Annotated in this window: 20 protein-coding genes; 10 read left to right on the plus strand and 10 right to left on the minus strand. The window is 64.5% G+C overall.

Annotation, left to right across the window (positions count from 1 at the left end):
* Positions 1–6: 6 nt before the first annotated feature.
* The 3 genes from rpsR to rpsF form a co-directional block, all read right to left on the minus strand.
* Positions 7–258 carry a 30S ribosomal protein S18 gene (rpsR, locus tag ACZ60G_RS24770; protein WP_040697505.1) on the minus strand — a complete coding sequence of 84 codons (252 nt, stop codon included), beginning with the start codon at positions 256–258 and terminating at the stop codon, positions 7–9.
* Between the two features lie 55 nt (positions 259–313).
* Positions 314–856, minus strand: a complete 543-nt coding sequence (locus tag ACZ60G_RS24775; protein ID WP_465812677.1) for a single-stranded DNA-binding protein — start codon at positions 854–856, stop codon at positions 314–316.
* An 83-nt stretch (positions 857–939) separates the two neighbouring features.
* Positions 940–1227 (minus strand): 30S ribosomal protein S6, encoded by a 288-nt coding sequence (rpsF, locus tag ACZ60G_RS24780; protein WP_040697500.1) that lies wholly within the window; start codon positions 1225–1227, stop codon positions 940–942.
* 193 nt (positions 1228–1420) lie between these two features.
* On the opposite strand from rpsF, the gene ACZ60G_RS24785 reads away from it, so the two are divergent.
* Positions 1421–2812, plus strand: coding sequence for a hypothetical protein (locus tag ACZ60G_RS24785; RefSeq protein ID WP_465812679.1), 1392 nt, complete (start codon positions 1421–1423; stop codon positions 2810–2812).
* An 11-nt stretch (positions 2813–2823) separates the two neighbouring features.
* On the opposite strand, the gene ACZ60G_RS24790 is transcribed toward ACZ60G_RS24785, so the two are convergent.
* The gene (locus ACZ60G_RS24790) at positions 2824–3360 is read right to left on the minus strand and encodes a CGNR zinc finger domain-containing protein (protein ID WP_465812680.1); all 537 of its coding nucleotides are present in this window, start codon (positions 3358–3360) and stop codon (positions 2824–2826) included.
* A gap of 90 nt (positions 3361–3450) precedes the next feature.
* Here ACZ60G_RS24790 and ACZ60G_RS24795 point away from each other — a divergent pair, with 90 nt between their 5' ends.
* On the plus strand, positions 3451–4368 hold the full coding sequence (locus ACZ60G_RS24795) for a DMT family transporter (RefSeq protein WP_465812682.1): 918 nt from the start codon (positions 3451–3453) through the stop codon (positions 4366–4368).
* A gap of 1 nt (position 4369) precedes the next feature.
* Here ACZ60G_RS24795 and ACZ60G_RS24800 read toward each other — a convergent pair whose 3' ends face one another.
* The 3 genes from ACZ60G_RS24800 to ACZ60G_RS24810 form a co-directional block, all read right to left on the minus strand.
* On the minus strand, positions 4370–4987 hold the full coding sequence (locus tag ACZ60G_RS24800; RefSeq protein WP_465812684.1) for a TerD family protein: 618 nt from the start codon (positions 4985–4987) through the stop codon (positions 4370–4372).
* Between the two features lie 117 nt (positions 4988–5104).
* Positions 5105–6214 (minus strand): DUF475 domain-containing protein, encoded by a 1110-nt coding sequence (locus ACZ60G_RS24805; protein ID WP_465812686.1) that lies wholly within the window; start codon positions 6212–6214, stop codon positions 5105–5107.
* Positions 6215–6459: 245 nt separating this feature from the next.
* Positions 6460–7035 carry a TerD family protein gene (locus ACZ60G_RS24810; RefSeq protein WP_063042648.1) on the minus strand — a complete coding sequence of 192 codons (576 nt, stop codon included), beginning with the start codon at positions 7033–7035 and terminating at the stop codon, positions 6460–6462.
* Positions 7036–7179: 144 nt separating this feature from the next.
* Between ACZ60G_RS24810 and ACZ60G_RS24815 the strand changes: the two genes are divergently transcribed.
* The 7 genes from ACZ60G_RS24815 (at position 7180) to ACZ60G_RS24845 (ending at position 14428) form a co-directional block, all read left to right on the plus strand.
* Entirely contained in the window at positions 7180–8397 is a 1218-nt protein-coding gene (locus tag ACZ60G_RS24815; RefSeq protein WP_465812688.1) for a hypothetical protein, read from the plus strand.
* Between the two features lie 49 nt (positions 8398–8446).
* Positions 8447–9658 (plus strand): HpcH/HpaI aldolase/citrate lyase family protein, encoded by a 1212-nt coding sequence (locus ACZ60G_RS24820; RefSeq protein ID WP_465812690.1) that lies wholly within the window; start codon positions 8447–8449, stop codon positions 9656–9658.
* Positions 9655–11142, plus strand: a complete 1488-nt coding sequence (locus ACZ60G_RS24825; RefSeq protein ID WP_465812692.1) for a phosphoribosyltransferase family protein — start codon at positions 9655–9657, stop codon at positions 11140–11142. The genes ACZ60G_RS24820 and ACZ60G_RS24825 overlap by 4 nt, the downstream gene beginning before the upstream one ends.
* Complete coding sequence (locus ACZ60G_RS24830) at positions 11139–12302, plus strand: cysteine protease StiP family protein (RefSeq protein ID WP_465812694.1); 1164 nt, start codon at positions 11139–11141, stop codon at positions 12300–12302. The genes ACZ60G_RS24825 and ACZ60G_RS24830 overlap by 4 nt, the downstream gene beginning before the upstream one ends.
* On the plus strand, positions 12302–13144 hold the full coding sequence (locus ACZ60G_RS24835) for an HAD family hydrolase (RefSeq protein ID WP_465812696.1): 843 nt from the start codon (positions 12302–12304) through the stop codon (positions 13142–13144). Before ACZ60G_RS24830 ends, ACZ60G_RS24835 begins: the two co-directional genes overlap by 1 nt.
* Before the next feature lie 67 nt (positions 13145–13211).
* Entirely contained in the window at positions 13212–13568 is a 357-nt protein-coding gene (locus tag ACZ60G_RS24840) for a MerR family transcriptional regulator (protein ID WP_465812697.1), read from the plus strand.
* Positions 13565–14428: an LLM class F420-dependent oxidoreductase gene (locus ACZ60G_RS24845; protein ID WP_465812699.1), complete on the plus strand. Its 864-nt coding sequence runs from the start codon at positions 13565–13567 to the stop codon at positions 14426–14428. The genes ACZ60G_RS24840 and ACZ60G_RS24845 overlap by 4 nt, the downstream gene beginning before the upstream one ends.
* Positions 14429–14457: 29 nt before the next feature.
* Here ACZ60G_RS24845 and ACZ60G_RS24850 read toward each other — a convergent pair whose 3' ends face one another.
* From ACZ60G_RS24850 to ACZ60G_RS24860, 3 genes are read right to left on the minus strand one after another with little or no spacing between them, the layout of a single operon-like run.
* Positions 14458–15225 carry an AIM24 family protein gene (locus ACZ60G_RS24850; protein ID WP_465812701.1) on the minus strand — a complete coding sequence of 256 codons (768 nt, stop codon included), beginning with the start codon at positions 15223–15225 and terminating at the stop codon, positions 14458–14460.
* A gap of 3 nt (positions 15226–15228) precedes the next feature.
* Positions 15229–15924 (minus strand): AIM24 family protein, encoded by a 696-nt coding sequence (locus ACZ60G_RS24855; protein WP_465812703.1) that lies wholly within the window; start codon positions 15922–15924, stop codon positions 15229–15231.
* Positions 15925–15935: 11 nt separating this feature from the next.
* A complete protein-coding gene (locus ACZ60G_RS24860) occupies positions 15936–16559 on the minus strand; it encodes an AIM24 family protein (RefSeq protein ID WP_062981783.1) in 624 nt (207 codons plus the stop codon).
* A 183-nt stretch (positions 16560–16742) separates the two neighbouring features.
* Between ACZ60G_RS24860 and ACZ60G_RS24865 the strand changes: the two genes are divergently transcribed.
* Positions 16743–18107 (plus strand): TerD family protein, encoded by a 1365-nt coding sequence (locus tag ACZ60G_RS24865; protein WP_465812705.1) that lies wholly within the window; start codon positions 16743–16745, stop codon positions 18105–18107.
* Positions 18108–18135: the final 28 nt, after the last annotated feature.

Consider the following 18135-nt stretch of genomic DNA (forward strand, 5'->3'; position numbering starts at 1 on the left):
CCCTTCTCAGCGAGCCGTCGACACGTAGGGCAGCAGGGCCACCTCACGCGAGTTCTTCACGGCAACGGCGACGTCGCGCTGGTGCTGCACGCAGTTGCCGGTGACCCGGCGAGCGCGGATCTTGCCGCGATCACTGACGTACTTCCGCAGCAGGGCGGTGTCCTTGTAATCGATATTGACGGTGCCGGACTTGGCTTCCTTGCAGAAGGTGCAAGCCTTCTTCTTCAGCACCTTTTCGCGCGCGGGCGCTTTAGGCATGGTTACTCCGTAATCAATGATGGCCCAATGTCATTCAGGCCGATGTGAGCCGTTCTCAGAACGGCGGTTCGTCGTCTACGCGGCTGCCCCCGAAGGAGCCCGCCGCGGGTGCGCTGCCCCACGGGTCGTCGTCGGCGCCGCCGGAACGGCTGCCGCCACCACCACCGGCCGGAGCGAAGTTGCCCCCGCCGCCACCGGAACCGGAACCGAAGCCGCCGCCGCCCCCGCCGCCGCGACTGGCCTTGGCGACCTTCGCGGTGGCGTACCGCAGCGAGGGACCGACCTCGTCGACCTCGAGCTCGACGACCGTGCGCTTCTCACCCTCGCGGGTTTCGTAGGAGCGCTGCTTCAGTCGTCCGCTCACGATCACACGGGCGCCTCGGGTCAGGCTTTCGGCGACATTCTCCGCAGCTTCACGCCAGATGTTGCAGCGCAGGAAAAGCGCTTCGCCGTCTTTCCATTCATTCGAATTACGGTCGAACACGCGGGGAGTCGATGCGACGGTGAAATTCGCCACCGCAGCGCCCGCGGGCGTGAATCGAAGTTCGGGATCGGCCGTCAAGTTTCCGATGACGGTGATGACCGTGTCGCCTGCCATGTGGTTCCTCCTGCTCGGTGTGCAGTCCGCAGTGCACTCGCTTTGCGCTAGAGCCTAGAGACAGGCACCGACGCAATCGAGGGTCACTTGCCGTGGCGCAGAACCTTGGTGCGCAGCACCGACTCGTTGAGACCCAGCTGGCGGTCGAGCTCGCTCACCGTGGCGGGCTCGGCGGTCAGATCGACCACGGCGTAGATGCCTTCGGCCTGCTTGGCGATCTCGTAGGCGAGCCGGCGGCGGCCCCAGATGTCGACCTTGTCGACCTTGCCGCCATCGGTCTTGACGACGCTCAGCATGTTGTCCAGCGACGGACCAACAGTGCGCTCGTCCAGGCTCGGATCGAGGATGACCATCACTTCGTAATGACGCACGGACCAATCACCTCCTGTGGACTAGGAAACGGCCACGGACGGTCCGTGGCAGGAGGGTCGTTGCGTCAGCAACCCGACAAGGCTACATGAACGCCCGTTGAGCAGCGAAATCGATGCCTGAGGCAGTGCCCGTATGGTCATTGGTGGGGGGAAGCACGGGCGTCGTCGCACGGTGCGGCCTAGGGTGGTGCCCATGCCGACCGGACTCGCCACCCGCGACAGGATCGTCGGGGGAGTGACGCGCAGCGCGGCCTTGGCCGCGGTGGTGGTGTTGCTGTGTGGGCTCACGTTGGCGCTGGCGTATGCGAACAAGGCGCGGTGCGCGGGTGCGCCGTTCGCCGATAACGGTCGCAGTGCGGTCTTCGATGTGATCAAGGATTCGGACGTCTGTTATTCCGATATCCAATTCCTGTGGCTCGGTCGCGATATCGATCAGCACATCTTTCCGTACATCGACGGCGGCATCACCGGTGACGGCACGCTGACCGGTGGCGCGGTCGAATATCCGGTGCTCAGCGGAGTGCTGATGTGGCTCGGTGCGGTCGGCGCCGATAACGACGCGGAATTCCTGCTGCATTCGGCATTGCTGTTGGCGCCGTTCGCGTTGTTGACCGCCTGGCTGCTGGTCCGGCTGGCCGGGCGGGCGGCGCTGCTGTGGGCGGCAGGCCCGCCGCTGGTGCTCTACGCATTCCACAATTGGGAGCTGCCCGTGGTCTGCACGGCGGTCGCCGCGGTGTACGTGGTGACCGCGCTGACCCGATATTCGTTGCGTACCAGGGGAATTCTGGCCGCTGTGCTGCTCGGTATCGGGTTCTGTCTCAAGCTGTATCCGGGCATCTTCGTGCTGCCGTTGCTGGCGTATGTGCTCACCGGTGGTCAGCGCGATATGGATGATCCGACGCCGACTCGATTCGATGTGCGCGGCGCGCTGCTGACCGCCGCCGCGGCCGTCGGCACGGTGGTCGTGGTGAATCTGCCATTCGCACTCGCCGGTTACGACGGCTGGCGCGCATCGATCACCTTCCAGCAATTGCGCCAAGCCGATATCACCACAAATTCCATTTGGTATTGGGGACTTCGGCAGCTGTTCGGCCAGGATGCCGATGGCGAGAGCGCATTTCAGCACGCGGTCTCGATCGCTTCGCCGACTCTGGTACTGACGTCCTTCGCGCTGGCGATGTGGTTGGGCTGGAAGCGGTTCACGATGACCGGCACCTTCCCGTGGATCGGGGTCAGCGGCGCGATGCTGTGCGGATTCCTGCTGTTCCACAAGGTGCATTCGCCGCAGTACACGCTGTGGTTGGTGCCGTTCATGGTGCTGCTCGAGGTGCCGTGGGCGGCGATCGGCGCGTACCTGATCGCCGACGCCGCGATCGGAATCGGCGTATTCCGGTATTTCTATTCGATCGGATCCGGAAATTCGGTGGGTTCGATGGAGAACATCGTGCAATTCGGCGTCTGGGGACGTGCCGCGCTGCTCGTGGTGTTCTTCTTCCTGTTCGTGCGTGCGATACCGCGCGGATTCCGGCCCGAACCGCCGCGGATACCCCGATTCGAACCCGGCAGCCTGGTCCCGGTGGGCTAGCACGAACCGGGTCAGTCGGCGTGTCTGGCGCGGAACGCCGCACTTTTGGCGCGGTTGCCGCAGATGGTCATATCGCACCAGCGGCGTGACTTACCGCGTGAGGTATCGAGGTACAGCCGCGTGCATTCGGCGCGGCCGCATTCCTTGATCAACCCCCGCTCCGGCCCGCCGAGCATTTCGATCGCGGACCGGGCGATCGCGGCGAGTGCGGCGTCCGGATCGCCGTGGCGGGTGATCGTCGCATCGGCTCGCAAAGTGAGCCTGGGGAGTTCGCCGCTTGCGAGCTCGTTGACGATCTTGCGGTCAGCATCCGCGAACGGCTCGTCACGGGTCGCGGCCAGGGCCAGTCGGTAGCCCGCCTCGCGCAGACGCACAGCTCGGTCGAGTGTTGCCGCATCGCAGTGTGGGGTGGTGTCGAGCAGGTCGGCGGCGAGCAGCCATTCGTCCAGATCCGCCGGGGTGGTGAGTACGTCGTCGAACGTCGTGGCACGGGCCTTGACCGTGCCTGCGAAGTCCAGGGCGAGGTTACTGCTCACGAAAGCGAACACCCTCTGATGGTAACCACCTTGACAGGTTACGTACAAAGATGCGACGGTTGGTAACCGCCTCAGATGGTTATCAGGCCTGTAGGAGTGGAAGTGAAGACGCAGCTGTTCCGAGCGACCGACAAGCCCTCCCTTGCGGCAGGCATGCAACCACTGTTCGTCGTGCTGTGGAGCAGCGCCTTCATCGCCGGGGTCATCGGTGTCGGCGCGGCACCGCCGCTGACGGTGCTGTTCGCGCGCTTCGCCATCGCGGCGGTCCTGCTCGCGGTGTACGCCGGCGTGATTCGCGCGAGCTGGCCGAGCGCGGGCCAGCTCAAACATGTCGTCATCGCGGGTCTGCTGATGCAGATCGTGCAGTTCGGCGCGTTCTACACGGCGATGAGCCTGCATGTTTCGGCCGCCATCATCGCCCTGGTGCAGGGACTCAATCCGGTTGTCATCGCTTTGCTGGCCGGATTCATCGGCGAAACCGTCACGGCGCGACAGTGGTTCGGCTTCGGCATCGGTGGTGTCGGCGTCGGCTTGGCCGTACTCGACCAATCGAGCATGTCACTGGTCGGTCTGTTGCTGTGCGTGATCGGCTTGCTCGGCCTCAGCGTCGGCACGATCTACCAGAAACGCTTTGTACCGCAGGTCGATTCGCGCGCCGCAACGGCCATTCACGTGGCCGCGAGCGCGCCGATTGCGGGCGTATTGGCTTGGGGCACCGGCCAATTGCACATCTGGGATGCGACGCGATTCGCGGAATCGCTCACCTGGATGGTGCTGGTCAATTCGATGGTCGCATTCCTGCTGCTGAATGCGATGCTGAAGCGTTGGGAGGCAACACGAGTCGGGCGTCTGTTTTTCGCGACTCCCGCGGTCACCGCCGTGCTGGCCTGGCTGTTCATCGATCAGCCGCTGCGGCCCCTCGCCGCCGCCGGACTCGGCATCGGACTGATCGGCATGGTGTTCGCCTCGCGCCGCCCGACGCCAGCAGTCGATCAGCGGCAGCCGGTGTCCGTGCGCTGAATCACTTCTTGGCGGTGTGCCATTGCATGCCCCAGCTGTACGCCTCGTCGATCGCGCGCTGAGCACCGTTGATGTAGTTCACTTCCCGGTGCACGGTGATGCCCGGGCCCTGATTCTGCAGTAGGGCGATCGCGCAGGACCGCGCACCGTCCACGGGGGAGTCCAGCCGGACCTCGATCTGCGGACCGGAGGTGGGGAACAGCGTCACCACACCGTCGGCCGCGGCCCAGTTCGGCACGCCCTCGTAGATGAAGGCGAAGATCAGAATGCGTCGGAACACTTCGGGCCGAGCGAGATTGATGTGCATATTCTCGCCGCCGGCCGATGCGCCGCTGCGGTCGTCGCTGTCGAGTTGGATGAACGGCTCGGATTCCAGTGCGCCGAAATTGTTGCCGACGGCCTGCACCACACCCTTTGCGCCGCTCGACAATTCGTACAGGCAGCCCAGGTCCAGATCGACGGCCTTGGATCGGCGGAAAAAGCCCTTCGGACCACTGGACCAGTTCAGATTGACCCGCATCGTGCCCTGCTGATCGCCGGGTTTGGTGAGGGTGATACTCGGCGTGGCCTTCGACAAGGTCACCTTGGACAGGTTCACGCCCGGAGTTTCGTTCGACATCGCCATTTCCCCCTCGGGAAAGAGAAGCGGCAGCGGCCAGGAATGCCGCCGCTAGCGACTGCTTGCAGGTCGCTCGAAAAGATCGGCCGCTCGAGTTCTTCGGCTACCCGCCGGAATTCAGGCTACCGGGGTGACCTCGCGCGCGCTCTCCACTTCGTCGGTGTCCTCGCGCCGATTCCGAATGATGCTGGTAATGAACGCCGCGCCGATGAACGCCACGCCGACCAGACCGGTGACGATCTCGTTGATGTGCACGCCGATCGAGACGAACAGGATGACCGCCAGCGCGCCGATCGCCCAGTGCGCGCCGTGCTCCAGGTACACGTACTCCGACAGCGTGCCCTTGCGCACCAGGTACACGGTGATCGAACGAACGAACATGGCGCCGATCAGACCGAGACCGAGCGCGATGATGATCGGGTCGGAGGTGATGGCGAAGGCGCCGATGACACCGTCGAAGGAGAACGACGCGTCGAGCACCTCGAGGTACAGGAACAGGAAGAACGCCGCCTTGCCCGCGGCCTTGACCAGCTGGGATGGACCGCCGTCCGCGGATTCCTCGAACTCCTCGGTGTGGAACAGCGAACCGAGGCCGTCGACCACGATGTAGGTGATCATGCCGAGCAGACCGGCGACCAGGACGGTGGCGCGCTCTTCGTCGCCGGCAATGAATTCCGCGGTGAGCACCAGGCCGATGCTCGCGACGACCACCGAGAGCATGTCCAGCTTGCCGAGCTGGGCGAGCGGCTTCTCCAGCCAGGACAGCCAGGTGATTTCGCGTTCCTCGAAGATGAAGTTCAGGAACAGCAGCAGCAGGAACATGCCGCCGAATGCGGCGATCTGCGGATGCGCGTCGGTGAGCAGCTTCTCGTAACTGGGGCTGCCGTCCGCGAAGACCAGCGCGTCATCGGCGGGTGGGTTCAACGCCAGGTCGAACGCCTTGACCGGATTCAGGCCCGCGGTGATCCAGACGATCGCCAACGGGAAGACCAACCGCATGCCGAAGACGGCGATGATCACGCCGACGGTGAGGAAGATCCGCTGCCAGAACTCGTTCATCCGCTCGAGCACGGTGGCGTTGATGACCGCATTGTCGAACGACAGCGAGACCTCGAGGACACCGAGGATGGCGGCCAGCGCCAGCGCTGTCGGCCCGCCGTACAGGAATGCCACGATGAGTGATATCACCGTGACAACGATGGACATGCCGAATATGCGCAGGACCACGCGGAGACCCTTTCCGTGCGGCGGTCGAATGTCTGTCCGAGCGCGCCTTTGCCGATGTAACCCGAGGGCCGTACCAGCCCGCGGTCGCGATGATGGTTCCAGCGTGGTCGCGGAACCGTCGATTGTCCAACGGAGCGGCGAGGCGAATCGTTCCGTGGACATGCGAGCAGGGGGCCCGTCGCCGAGCCCCCTGCTGATCCTTTCGAGCGACCTGCAAGCAGTCGCTACGGGAAGACCACTACGTCTTAGACGTTCACACCGTAGTCACGGGCGATACCCGCCAGACCCGAGGCGTAGCCCTGGCCGATGGCGCGGAACTTCCACTCGGCACCGTTGCGGTACAGCTCGCCGAAGACCATGGCCGTCTCGGTCGAGGCGTCCTCGGACAGGTCGTAGCGGGCCAGTTCGGTGCCGTTGGCCTGGTCGACAACGCGGATGTAGGCGTTGCGCACCTGGCCGAAGGACTGCTGGCGGGTGTCCGCGTCGTAGATCGAGACAGGGAAGAAGATGCTCTCGATGGTCGGCGGGGTGTTGGCCAGGTCGACCTTGATCACCTCGTCATCGCCTTCGCCCTCACCGGTCAGGTTGTCACCGAGGTGCTCGATGGAGCCCTCCGGCGACTTGAGGTTGTTGAAGAAGATGAAGTGCTTGTCGGACACGACCTTCTTGTCCCCACCGGTCGCGATCGCACTGGCATCCAGATCGAAGTCGGTGCCGGTGGTCGTACGAATATCCCACCCGAGCCCGACGGAGACAGCGGTAAGGTTCGGCGCTGCCTTCGTCAACGAGACATTGCCGCCCTTGGACAGACTGACACCCATGCGGGGTTCCCTTTCAATAGACGTCTGTGGTTCCCAGCATTGTCCGAATCGCCGGGTACGCCTTACGACAGTAGTAGGTTTCGGCAATCTTGCGTAGGAACTGGTGTATCCCCGGCGAACTAGTCCACCGCCTAACATCGGGGCGTGGCAGGCCGTAGGCGTGGATGGTTCCGGTCGTCCGGGAACAATGAATGGATTGCACAGGCCCGGTCGACACTGGCGGCCGCGTTCCTGGATATGGATCGGCGCCAGAGCGCGGCCGAGGCGGCGGTGCACGCCTGCGAACAGGTGTTTCCCGAGCGACGGATGAGCGCGAAATGGGAACCCGTGCGCAGCAGGTGCTACGACGCCGCAGGCGCATATCTGACGTTCACCGAGGAACTGGATAACGCCGAGCGCGATGACACGCCGATGCCACAGGGACAACCGCGAGTGGACACCCTGGTGCGTCAGCTGACCGACGCGGCGCGTGCCGTCGACGAGTTCTATCGCGGTAATCAGTCCCAGCTCGAACATGCCGTCGCGGTGCTCGGCACGGTGCCGCAATTCGCGCAGCAAGTGAAGATCGCGGCGGCCGGTGTGCGCAGGCAGGCCGCCGAATCCGAATATGCTGGTTACCCCTCGGTGCGCCAGTACGCGGCGGCGGTGGATGAGTCGCTGCTCACACTCGAGGCGCTCGGTTCCGAAGCGCCCGCGGCCAATGTCCGGGAGGCCGCCAACCGCCTGGAATCGGCGACGAAAGCGCTGGCAGAAGCGTTGGCGCAGGCGCCATCTCGGGCTGCCGCGGCGGCAAACGCCATTACCTCGGTGGCTACCAGATCGGCCGCTGTGCGCACCCGTGGCGAACGGGTGGCACCGGCCTACTCGGAGATGCTGCGCGAGTTCAATGCTGCGAGTTCGGCGGATCTGGCTAACAATGGGCAGGAAAGCAAAAAGGCCATCGATGCCGCGGATGCCGCCCTGGTGCGGGCACGTGCGGCGGCGGCCGAAAACAATCCGGAGTCCGCACTTGATCTGACCACATCCGCACGGGGGCACCTCACCGAGGCCGAACACTTGATCGACGCCGTCACCAAACGGCTGACATTGCTGCGCGAAGTCCGTGAGAATCCGCAAGAGAAGGCCAAGGCCGTACGATTTCGGCTGCGGGACGCACAAATGCTCGCGGTGAGCCGCGGGCTCGTCGGCGAATGGGGATCTGTGCTCGATGCACAGGTGGACCGGATCGATCGAATCACCGAAAATCTGTCGGGGCGCCATCCCGACTACTGGGCCTATGTGGCCGAATTGGATACCGTCGCGGAGTTCGTAGCCGGGGTAGTGGATCGAATGAGAAAACAAGCAGGACCACGACGAGAATGAGGCCAGGGGTTATGCGGCCACCGCAATTAGGGATGAGGACAGCGAAGCGATGACCGCGGGCATCGTCGTCCAGCCACAGGTCTCCCTGCGAAAGCAATTGCCGCTGCGCCATTTTCGCCAGCTGCACGGTCCGGAGGCGCGGCACCTGTTCCACAGACAACCGGAACCGTTCGGCGAGGATGCCGACCGGGAAATCCTGGCGTTCGCGCTCGGCGCCACGCTGTATGCGCCGGCGACCCGCGCCGACCTCGCCTTGACGATCAGTAAGCGGGCCGCGCGCGGTGTGTGTTCGATGGTCATCGATCTCGAGGACGCCGTCGCCGATCACGAGGTGGAACTCGCCAAACGGCAGACCGTCGCCACGCTGAATCTGCTTGCCGACAGCGAGGATCCGAATCCGCTGCTGTTCGTCCGGGTCCGCGATGCCGATACCGTGACCGAAATCGTCGAACAACTCGGCACCGGGGCGGTGGCACTGACCGGTTTCGTCTTTCCGAAATTCGACCGTGCGAGCGGTCCGAAATATCTCGCCGCGCTGGAGGCGGCCGCCGAGCGGCTGGGCAGGCCCGTATACGGCATGCCGGTGCTCGAATCGCCTGCGCTGGTGCATCGCGAGACCCGGGACCAAGAGTTGACCCAGATCGCGGCGCTGCTGGCCGAGCACCGGGAGCGGATACTCGCGGTGCGCATCGGTGCGACGGATATGTGCTCGACCTTCGGCATTCGGCGGGACCGGGATCTGACCATCTACGACGTGCGGGTGGTCGCGGATGTCATCGCCGATATCGTGAACTACCTGGGGCGTTCGGACGGTACAGGTTTCGTGATCACCGGACCGGTCTGGGAATACTTCGCCGACCACGAGCGGATGTTCCGGCCGCTGCTGCGGACCGCGCCATTCGAGGAATCCGATGCGGTGCCGTTCCGGCGCTATCTGGTCAGCCGCGATCTGGACGGGCTACTACGTGAGATCACACTCGACCGGGCCAATGGGATCCAGGGCAAGACGGTGATCCATCCGTCGCATGTCGCGGCCGTGCATGCGCTATCGGTGGTGACGCACGAGGAGTATTCGGATGCGCTGGACATTCTGCAGGTCGATGTCGGCGGAGTGGCGGCATCCGGATATCGGAACAAGATGAACGAGATGCGGCCGCATCGCAGTTGGGCGCGTCAGACGCTGCTGCGGGCTCGTGTTTTCGGTGTCGCGAATAAGGGTGTTTCGTTCGTGGATCTATTGACGGCGTTGGTGACCGAGTGAACATTGATCCGTGGGCAACAACGAATTTGGGTATCGAGTTGCGGCACGAGCGATCGCACGGCGGCGGATCGGTGGATGTGCTGCCCGCCGAATTGCCCATCGCCACATTGATTCAGCCGGGGTTGCGGCGTAATCCACGTCGTGCGCACCTACTGGTTTCGACCGTGCTCGGGAAGCATCTGCCGACCGATCCGCGGGTCGTTCTCGGCGCGGGCAATCGGCTGGGCGATCTGGTGCGTGACGCACTGGGCGATCGCGAGGCCGTGGTGCTCGGATTCGCCGAGACCGCAACGGGTTTGGGGCATTGTGTGGCGGCGCGGATCGGGGCCGGATGCTATCTGCATTCGACCCGTCGAGAGGTGCCCGACGCGACCACCTTGACCGGCTTCGAGGAGGGGCATTCGCACGCCACCTCGCATCTGCTGCAGCCCGCACCCGCGGATATCTTCGTCAACGATCTGCCGCTGGTGCTCGTCGACGACGAAATCTCCACCGGTGATACGGCGATCGATGCGGTTCGGGCATTGCACGCGTTTTCGCCGCGTTCGCATTATGTGCTGGCGTCGCTGGTGGATATGCGGACCGAGGGCGATCGGGCGCGGTTCGAGGCGGCGGCCGAGGAGTTGGGTGCGCGGATCGACACGGTTTGTTTGGCGTCGGGGCGTACCTTGCTGCCCGCGGATCTGGTCGAGACGGTGTCGTCTATGCCGGATCCCGAGTTGAATCCGACCGCAGCGCGGCGTGGTTCGTTCGATCGGGTCGAGTTGCCGTGGCCTGCTTCGGTTCCCGAAGGCGGTCGGCACGGGATGCTGCGATCGGATACCGATGCGTTCGAGGCGGCGGTGGTGCGGGCCGCCGAGGCGTTGCGGGTTCGACTTGCCGATGATTTCGCTGGTCGGCCCGCGATTGTGCTCGGGCACGAAGAGTTGATGTATCTGCCGTTGCGGTTGGCGGCCGAGCTGGCCGATGCTGGGATTCCGACGCGGTTTCAGACGACGACTCGGTCGCCCGCATATGTGCTCGATGAGCCGGGATATCCGTTGCGGCGTGGGTTTCGGTTCGTTGCGCCCGAAGCTGGTGAGACGCAACCGCGCTATCTGTACAACGCGCACTGGATCGAGGATGCGTTGTCTGAGCTCGTAGTTGTGGGTGATGCCGCTGCGCTGGATCAGGCGGTGGCATTCGATGGGGCTGCGGTGCTGGACGAAGGTGCGGCGCCGGGCGATCATGCGCGTGCGGCCGAGGGGGCAGTGGGTGATTCGGCGCTGACTGGGACTGCCACCTCAGCGCGGTCACTCGAAGTCGATCCGATTCTGGTCGTTGTCATCGACACACCTGCAGATACCGATGAACTGCTGGTCGAGGGCGGTCTGATCGATGTGCTGACCGCATCCGGCGACGATGTTGTCCTGGCAGTGCTGCCGGGTGCGGATCCGCGGCTGTTGCATGCGGACCGGATTGATGCCGAACCGAGGGTGTTATGACTTCCAACGCTGTGCCGGAATCGAATATCTCTTCGCGATCGGCCTTGGAACTTCCGGTTCCGCTGCACGGCCCCGCATTCGGATCGTATGCGGCCGAGGAGGTTTCCTGGCTGCTGAAGGATCTGTCCGACATCGACCTCGAGGCCGATGTGGCCGAGCGGGAGCGCCGGATCCAGTCCGGTGCCGCGCATTACGCGGAATCGCTGCCGATCGAATATCAGCCCGATGCCGCATATCGCTCGCTGTTCGACGAGGTGTTGGCCGAGAGTGCCGAGCGGCTCGCGCTCGCCGTGGCGACGGTATCCGAACTCGTTGTCGCCGAACGCGGTACCGATATCGTGCTGGTTTCACTGGCGCGGGCGGGTACGCCGATCGGGGTTCTCATGCGGCGCTGGTTGCGGTCGCGAAGTCTCGACGTGCCGCACTATGCGGTATCGATCGTGCGTGATCGCGGTATCGATGCCGTCGCACTGGATTACCTTGCGCGAAATCATGATCCGGCCTCGGTGGTGTTCGTGGACGGCTGGACCGGCAAGGGCGCCATCACTCGCGAACTCACCGAAGCGCTCGAGGCTTATCACGCGGCTGGCGGCGCCCGATTCAATGACGAACTCGCCGTGCTCGCCGACCCGGGACATTGCGTGCGCACCTACGGCACCCGAGACGACTTCCTGATTGCCTCGGCCTGCCTGAATTCGACAGTCTCCGGGCTGATTTCGCGCACCGTGCTCAATGACACACTGATCGGACCCGGCGATTTCCACGGCGCGAAGTTCTATCGCGAACTGGCAGCCGACGATGTATCCGGCCGCCTGCTCGACACCGTGACCGCCGCGTTCGACGCGGTCCGGGATCGCGTACCCGCCGAGCTCGCCGCCGTGCGCGCCGAGGACCGGACACCGACCTGGACCGGCTGGGCCTCGGTCGACAAGGTGCGCGAGGAATACGGCGTCGCCAGTGTGAATTTCGTGAAACCGGGTGTCGGTGAGACGACCCGGGTGTTGCTGCGGCGGCTGCCGTGGCGGGTGCTGGTGCGTGAGGCGGACGCACCGGAACACGCGCATATCCGTCTGCTCGCCGCGGCCCGCGGTGTTCCGGTCGAGGTCGTATCCGACCTGGCCTATTCGTGCATGGGATTGATCAAGGACGTACGGCAGTAATGCATCTGAGAAAACTACGAAGACAGGCTCTGATCGCTACCGATCTCGACCGAACGATGATCTACTCGCGCAACGCTTTCCACGCCACCACCGACGTGCCGACGGTTTGCGTGGAACACCTAGAGGGCGCCCCGCTGTCGTTCATGACGACCACCGCCGCCCTGCGCATGCAGACCCTGACCGAACCCGCCGCCGTCATTCCCACTACCACGCGGACCATCAAGCAGTTCGAACGTATCCAATTACCCGGCGCTCCCTGGCGATACGCGATTACCAGCAATGGCGGGAACATCCTGGTCGACGGCGTGCCGGATATGCGCTGGCGCATCGATATCGACGCGCAGGTGCGGGCCGGTGGCGCGACGCTGTCGGAGGTGAATACCGAACTGCGTGCGCGGATCGACGATTCCTGGGTCACCAAATTCCGGGTCGCCGATCATCTGTTCACCTATCTGGTGGTGAAGCCCAAGGAAGTACCCGACGGCTTCCTCACCGAATGGGATGCCTGGTGCCGCCCGCGCGGCTGGTCCGTCTCCCAGCAGGGCCGCAAGATCTACACCATGCCCCTGGCCGTTTGTAAGAGTCATGCGGTGCGCGAAGTCCGTCGCCGCCTGGTCGAAAACGGTGAACTAACCGCTGCGGCGATGACCCTCGCCGCAGGTGACGGTGCTCTCGACGCCGAAATGCTGCGTACCGCGGACTCCGCCATCCGTCCGCGCCACGGCGAACTCGAACAACTCAACTGGACCCATCCCAACCTCACCATCACCCGCGCCTCCGGAATTCTCGCGGGCGAGGAGATCATCAACTGGTTCATCAAGGCCGCACCGGACGCCGCGTAATCGACCTTGCCTTGACACCGGCGACAAGGTTTAGCGTTGCCCCGACGGGGGTCGTGAAGGAGGTCGAATGCTGATCGGTGAGCTGGCCGAGCGCGTCGGGACGAGTACCAGGACGCTGCGCTACTACGAGGAGCACGGCTTGGTGCGGGCGCGGCGCTCGACCAACGGGTATCGCGTCTATGACGAGTCGGAACTGCAGGTCGTCCACAAGATCCGGCGGCTGCTCGACGTAGGCTTCGATCTCGACGATATCCGTCCGTTCGTCGCCTGCATCCGTGCCGGAAATACCTCAGGGGATGTCTGCCCGGATTCGGTGGCGACATTGCAGCGCAAAATCGACGAAGTCGAGGCGGCCATCGATCGGCTGCATGCGGTGCGCGCGCAACTGCGCGACCAGCTCGACGCGGCGGCGGTGGTCCGATGAAATTCGGAATCAATTACAGCACACCGTATTACGGTACCGATCCGGACCGGCTGACGGCCTTCGCGCAACATGCCGAGGAGTGCGGTTTCGAGTCGATCTACCTGCCGGATCATATTGCGCTCTACCCGGGTGCGGTGGTCGGCGAGTACGAAATGCCACCGACACTGCCGTTTCCCGATCCGCTCGATTGTCTGAGCTTCGTCGCCGCGGCCACGGAGCGGATTCTATTGGGCACCGGCGTGCTGCTGCTGCCCTATCGGCATCCAGTGGTGCTCGCCAAGCGGCTCGCGACCATCGACCTGCTGTCCAAGGGCCGAATGCGGCTGCTGACAGTGGGACTCGGCACCTTGCCGGGTGAGGCCGCGGCGGTGGGGGTGGATTTCGCATCCCGTGGCCGTCGGGCCGATGAGGCGATCGATGTGCTGCGCCTGCTGTGGGCCGGCGACGCGGATGGTGTCGACTACCACGGCGAATTCTTCTCGTTCGACAAGCTGTGCGTCTACCCGAAACCCCATGGTGGAGAGCAGTTGCCGATCCATATCGGCGGATCGAGCAGTGCCGCGGCGCGGCGGGTGGGACGACGTGGCGATGGGTATTTCCCGGGCGGGATGCTGATGCCCGCCGAACGTGCGGAGCAGTGGGATCTCGCGATGTCCACCGCCGTCGCGGCGGGCCGAGATCCGGCCGCGCTGGAATACACCCGATGGGGATCGATCGATATGCCGCAGGATCGGGTCGACGGATTCGCCGCACAAGGCGTGACCCGGATCGTAGTCGGCGCCACCGCCACCGACCAGGCCGTGCAGTTCGAGGAAATGTCGGCCTTCGCAGCGCGTTTCGGGCTGGCGCCGAAGTCCTGACCTCGAGGATGATCCTCAGGTCATCCGGTTCAGTGATTCTGTTGCTGAGCGCCCAATTGCTGGGTGATCACGCCGTGCAGCCGCTGCAGGCCACCGACGGTCATACCGCTCTGCAATTGCCCCTCGATGGTGCGGACCAGCGCGGAATCGCTGAGGATCTTCTCACTGGATTGAATGAGAACCGTTCCGGCGCCGGTGAAGTCGAACTGGCGCTCCTCACCGGAGTTCACCCCGAAGCGTGCCGCACCGGCGGCGAGGAAGCTGGAGACCCAGCGCTGGTCGTAGTGATGGCTGGGTGACGGGCAATCCGCCCAGCCGACAAGGGCTTCCGGATCGACGCGCAGCGGCGGTTCGGCGAACATGACCGGGCCATTGGAGGAGGCCAGGAACTTACCGGTGCCGATGAGGGTGAGAAATCCGGGGACGATGGACTGGTTCAGCGACAGTCCCGGCTCGAAGGCGAGCAGGTTGGCGGCGCGGATCGTGAGGTTGCCGTTGTCCTCGAGGTCATAGGAATTGATGTCGTAACCGCGGTCGCCGATGATCAGCTTGCCGTGGCCCTCGGCGATCACATAGTCGCCGGTGAACAGCGGCGCGGAGAACTGCTGCGAGACCATGTGCAGCAGTCCGCCCTGCAATCCGTGGGTGAGCATCTGGAAGCGCATATCGCCGTAGTAGGCGATCATCGCGCCCTTGCGCATGAACCACGGCTTGTTCAGGTCGATGCAGTAGGCGTAGCTGTTACCCGGAAGGTTGTCGCTCTCGCCGAGATTCAGCGGATTCAAAATTTCGGTCATGGTTCACAACTTCTCTTCCGAGGCTTGCACGTACACGACACCCTGTCCGACGCAATGCAATTGCATTGCCTCGCCGGAACCGCGACCGACCGCATCGCGCCAGCTCAACGCCGTCTTCAGCTCGGTCTGCACATTGCCGTAGGCGGCGACGAAGGCCTGCGGGTCCACCACGATCGGATTCGGCCCACCCACCGGCAGTTCCAGGAATCCGCCGTGTGCCAGCAGCACCGCCGCGCCCTGTCCGGACAACTGCGTGGTGAACATGCCCTGACCGGTCAGCGCACCACTGGCGGCGCCGCGCAACGCACCCATCAGTCCGCCGCCACCACCGCCGCCCGAACTCATCACGGACACAATCGAACTCTGCAGCGCGGCGGTATTGGCCAGCAGCCGCGAGGCCTCGACGCGCAGCACCGCGCCCGGCTGCATCTGCACCACATGCACTTCCAGCCCGGCGAATCCGTAGTGCACCGAGCCATTACCGGAGGCCAGCATGGTGCGCTCGTGCTCACCGGCCATCATCCGGCCCGCCATCCGCATAATGCCGCCACCGCCCATACCGGGCGCGGCCCCCGGAATCTGGTGTGGCGCAAAGGAAATATCGCCGGTATAGAACAGCATCGCGCCGTTGCGTGCGACCACACCGCCCGCCATCCCGACATCGACCTTGACGACCTTGCCGTTGACCTTCTCGAACATCGGTGGCTCCCTTACCGTTCCGCCGGCTGGATCAACACCAGGCCCTGGCCGTCGAAGCGCAGCGAGAACGCCTCCCCGGCATCCTGGCCGACGAAGGTGCGCCACGAAACATCGGTCACGAACGACTGATTCAGATTGCCCCGGCAGGCTACGAAGGCATCCGGATCGACGATCAGCGGATACTGCGGTGAAACCTCCAGGTGGATCAGCGGCCCGCCCGCCGAGAGCAGTGCGACCTGCCCCTGTCCGGTCACCGTGGTGGTGAACAGGCCGGCACCCGACGACGCACCGCGCAGACCGGCGAAACGCACGTCCGTGCGCAGATTTCCGGCGAAGCACAGCAGCTGCTGCGATTCGACCTGCAGCGTCTCGTTATTCAGATTCACCACGGTCACGTGCTGACCATTGACCGCGAAGAAGACCCGGCCGTTGCCGCTGCATTCCATCAGCGACAGTTTCTCGCCGGTGGCGCGCCGCTTGAGCCCGGCGAGTACACCGTCGCCGCCGCCGAAACCGGCCGACTTGAACTGCACATTTCCTTCGTAGGCGACCATCGAGCCGGAAATCGCCCGGATACTCGATCCGGCGAGGTGTGCCTCGATCACCTTTTTCGACTGCTCGAACAGTTGCGCCATAGGGAGTTTGCCTGCTGTCTCGTAGGGGAACACGGGTTTATCGCCCGCCATCCCGACCGCGTTTCGCCACCCTAACCGATCTTGGAGTACCTGTATGGGCCACGGCGAGGAGTTACTTCGGATCGAGTTCGGCACGTTTCTCGTAGAGTGGCACCGTACGCACCGACAAGCGAAGGGTCGAACTTGTCCGCAACACTCGCCAAGGGTCAGAATGGCCCGCTGGCCGCCAATGACGTGGTGATCTCCGTCCAGCTGACCGCACCCGCGGATCTGTCCGCGCTATTGGTCACCGAGTCGGGGAAGGTCCGTTCCGACGCGGACTTCGTCTTCTTCAATCAGCCCAATGGCCCCGGGGTGAATCTGCAGCCCGCGCCGTCCGGGCAGCCCGCGTCGCTGGCGGTATCGCTGAATGCGGTGCCCGCGGATATCGCGCAGATCCGCGCGGTGATCACCCTGGACGACGCGACCAGCAATTTCGGCCGTTTTCCCGCGCCGACGGCGATCGTGTCGGATTCGGCGGGTAATCAGCTGTACGAGTACCGCATCGATGGTTTGAACTCCGAGTCGATCGTGATCGCACTCGAGCTGTACCGGCGCCAGAGCGAGTGGAAGGTGCGCGCGGTCGGCCAGGGGTACGCGGGTGGTTTCGCGGCGCTGGTCACCGATCACGGTGTAACCGTCGACGAATCTCCGGCCGCGACGCAGGTCCCGCCGCCACCGGCCTACCAGCCTGCACAGCCCGGGCCGGGCTACCCGCCGCCGGCGCAGCAGCAGCCGCAGTACCCGCCGACACAGCAGGGCTACCCCCAGGGCGCACCCGGTTACCCGCCGCCCGGCCAGGGCTACCCGCCCCCGCCCGCCCCCGGTGGTTACCCGCCGCCCGCACCCGGCCCGGGTCAGGGCTATCCGCCGCCCGCCCAGCCGGCCGCGCAGCAACAGCCGCCCAGCGAAATCAGCCTGAGCAAGGATCGTCCGGTCAGCCTGGTCAAGGGCCAGCGGGTCACCCTGCGCAAGGAGGGCGGCGCCGCGCTGACCTTCGTGAAGATGGGTCTGGGCTGGGATCCGGTGCGCAGCCGCGGCATGTTCGGCAACCGGACCGTCGATATCGACCTCGACGCGTCGGTGGTGATGTTCGCCGATATGAACGTGGTGGATGTCGCCTACTACGGCCAGCTGACCTCCAAGGACGGCTCGATCCGGCACCAGGGCGACAACCTCACCGGTGAGGGCGAGGGCGACGACGAGGTGATCCTGGTCGACCTGACCCGGATCCCGGCGCACGTCAGCACGCTGGTGTTCATCGTGACCTCCTACAAGGGCCACACCTTCGAACAAGTCCAGAATGCGTTCTGCCGCTTGGTCGACGGTGCCAACAACGGCGAGCTGGCCAGGTACACCATGGCAGGCGGTATGCCGTTCACCGCGATGGCGATGGCCAAGCTGTTCCGGGTCGGCAGCGATTGGAAGTTGCAGGCGCTCGGTGAAGGCTTCCAGGCCAAACATCCCGGTGAAGCGGTGCCACAGCTGGGCCGGTTCCTGGGTAATTGATACTGCACGAAACTACGGGGCGGACAAC

This window comes from Nocardia sp. NPDC102475 (genome assembly GCF_055584605.1).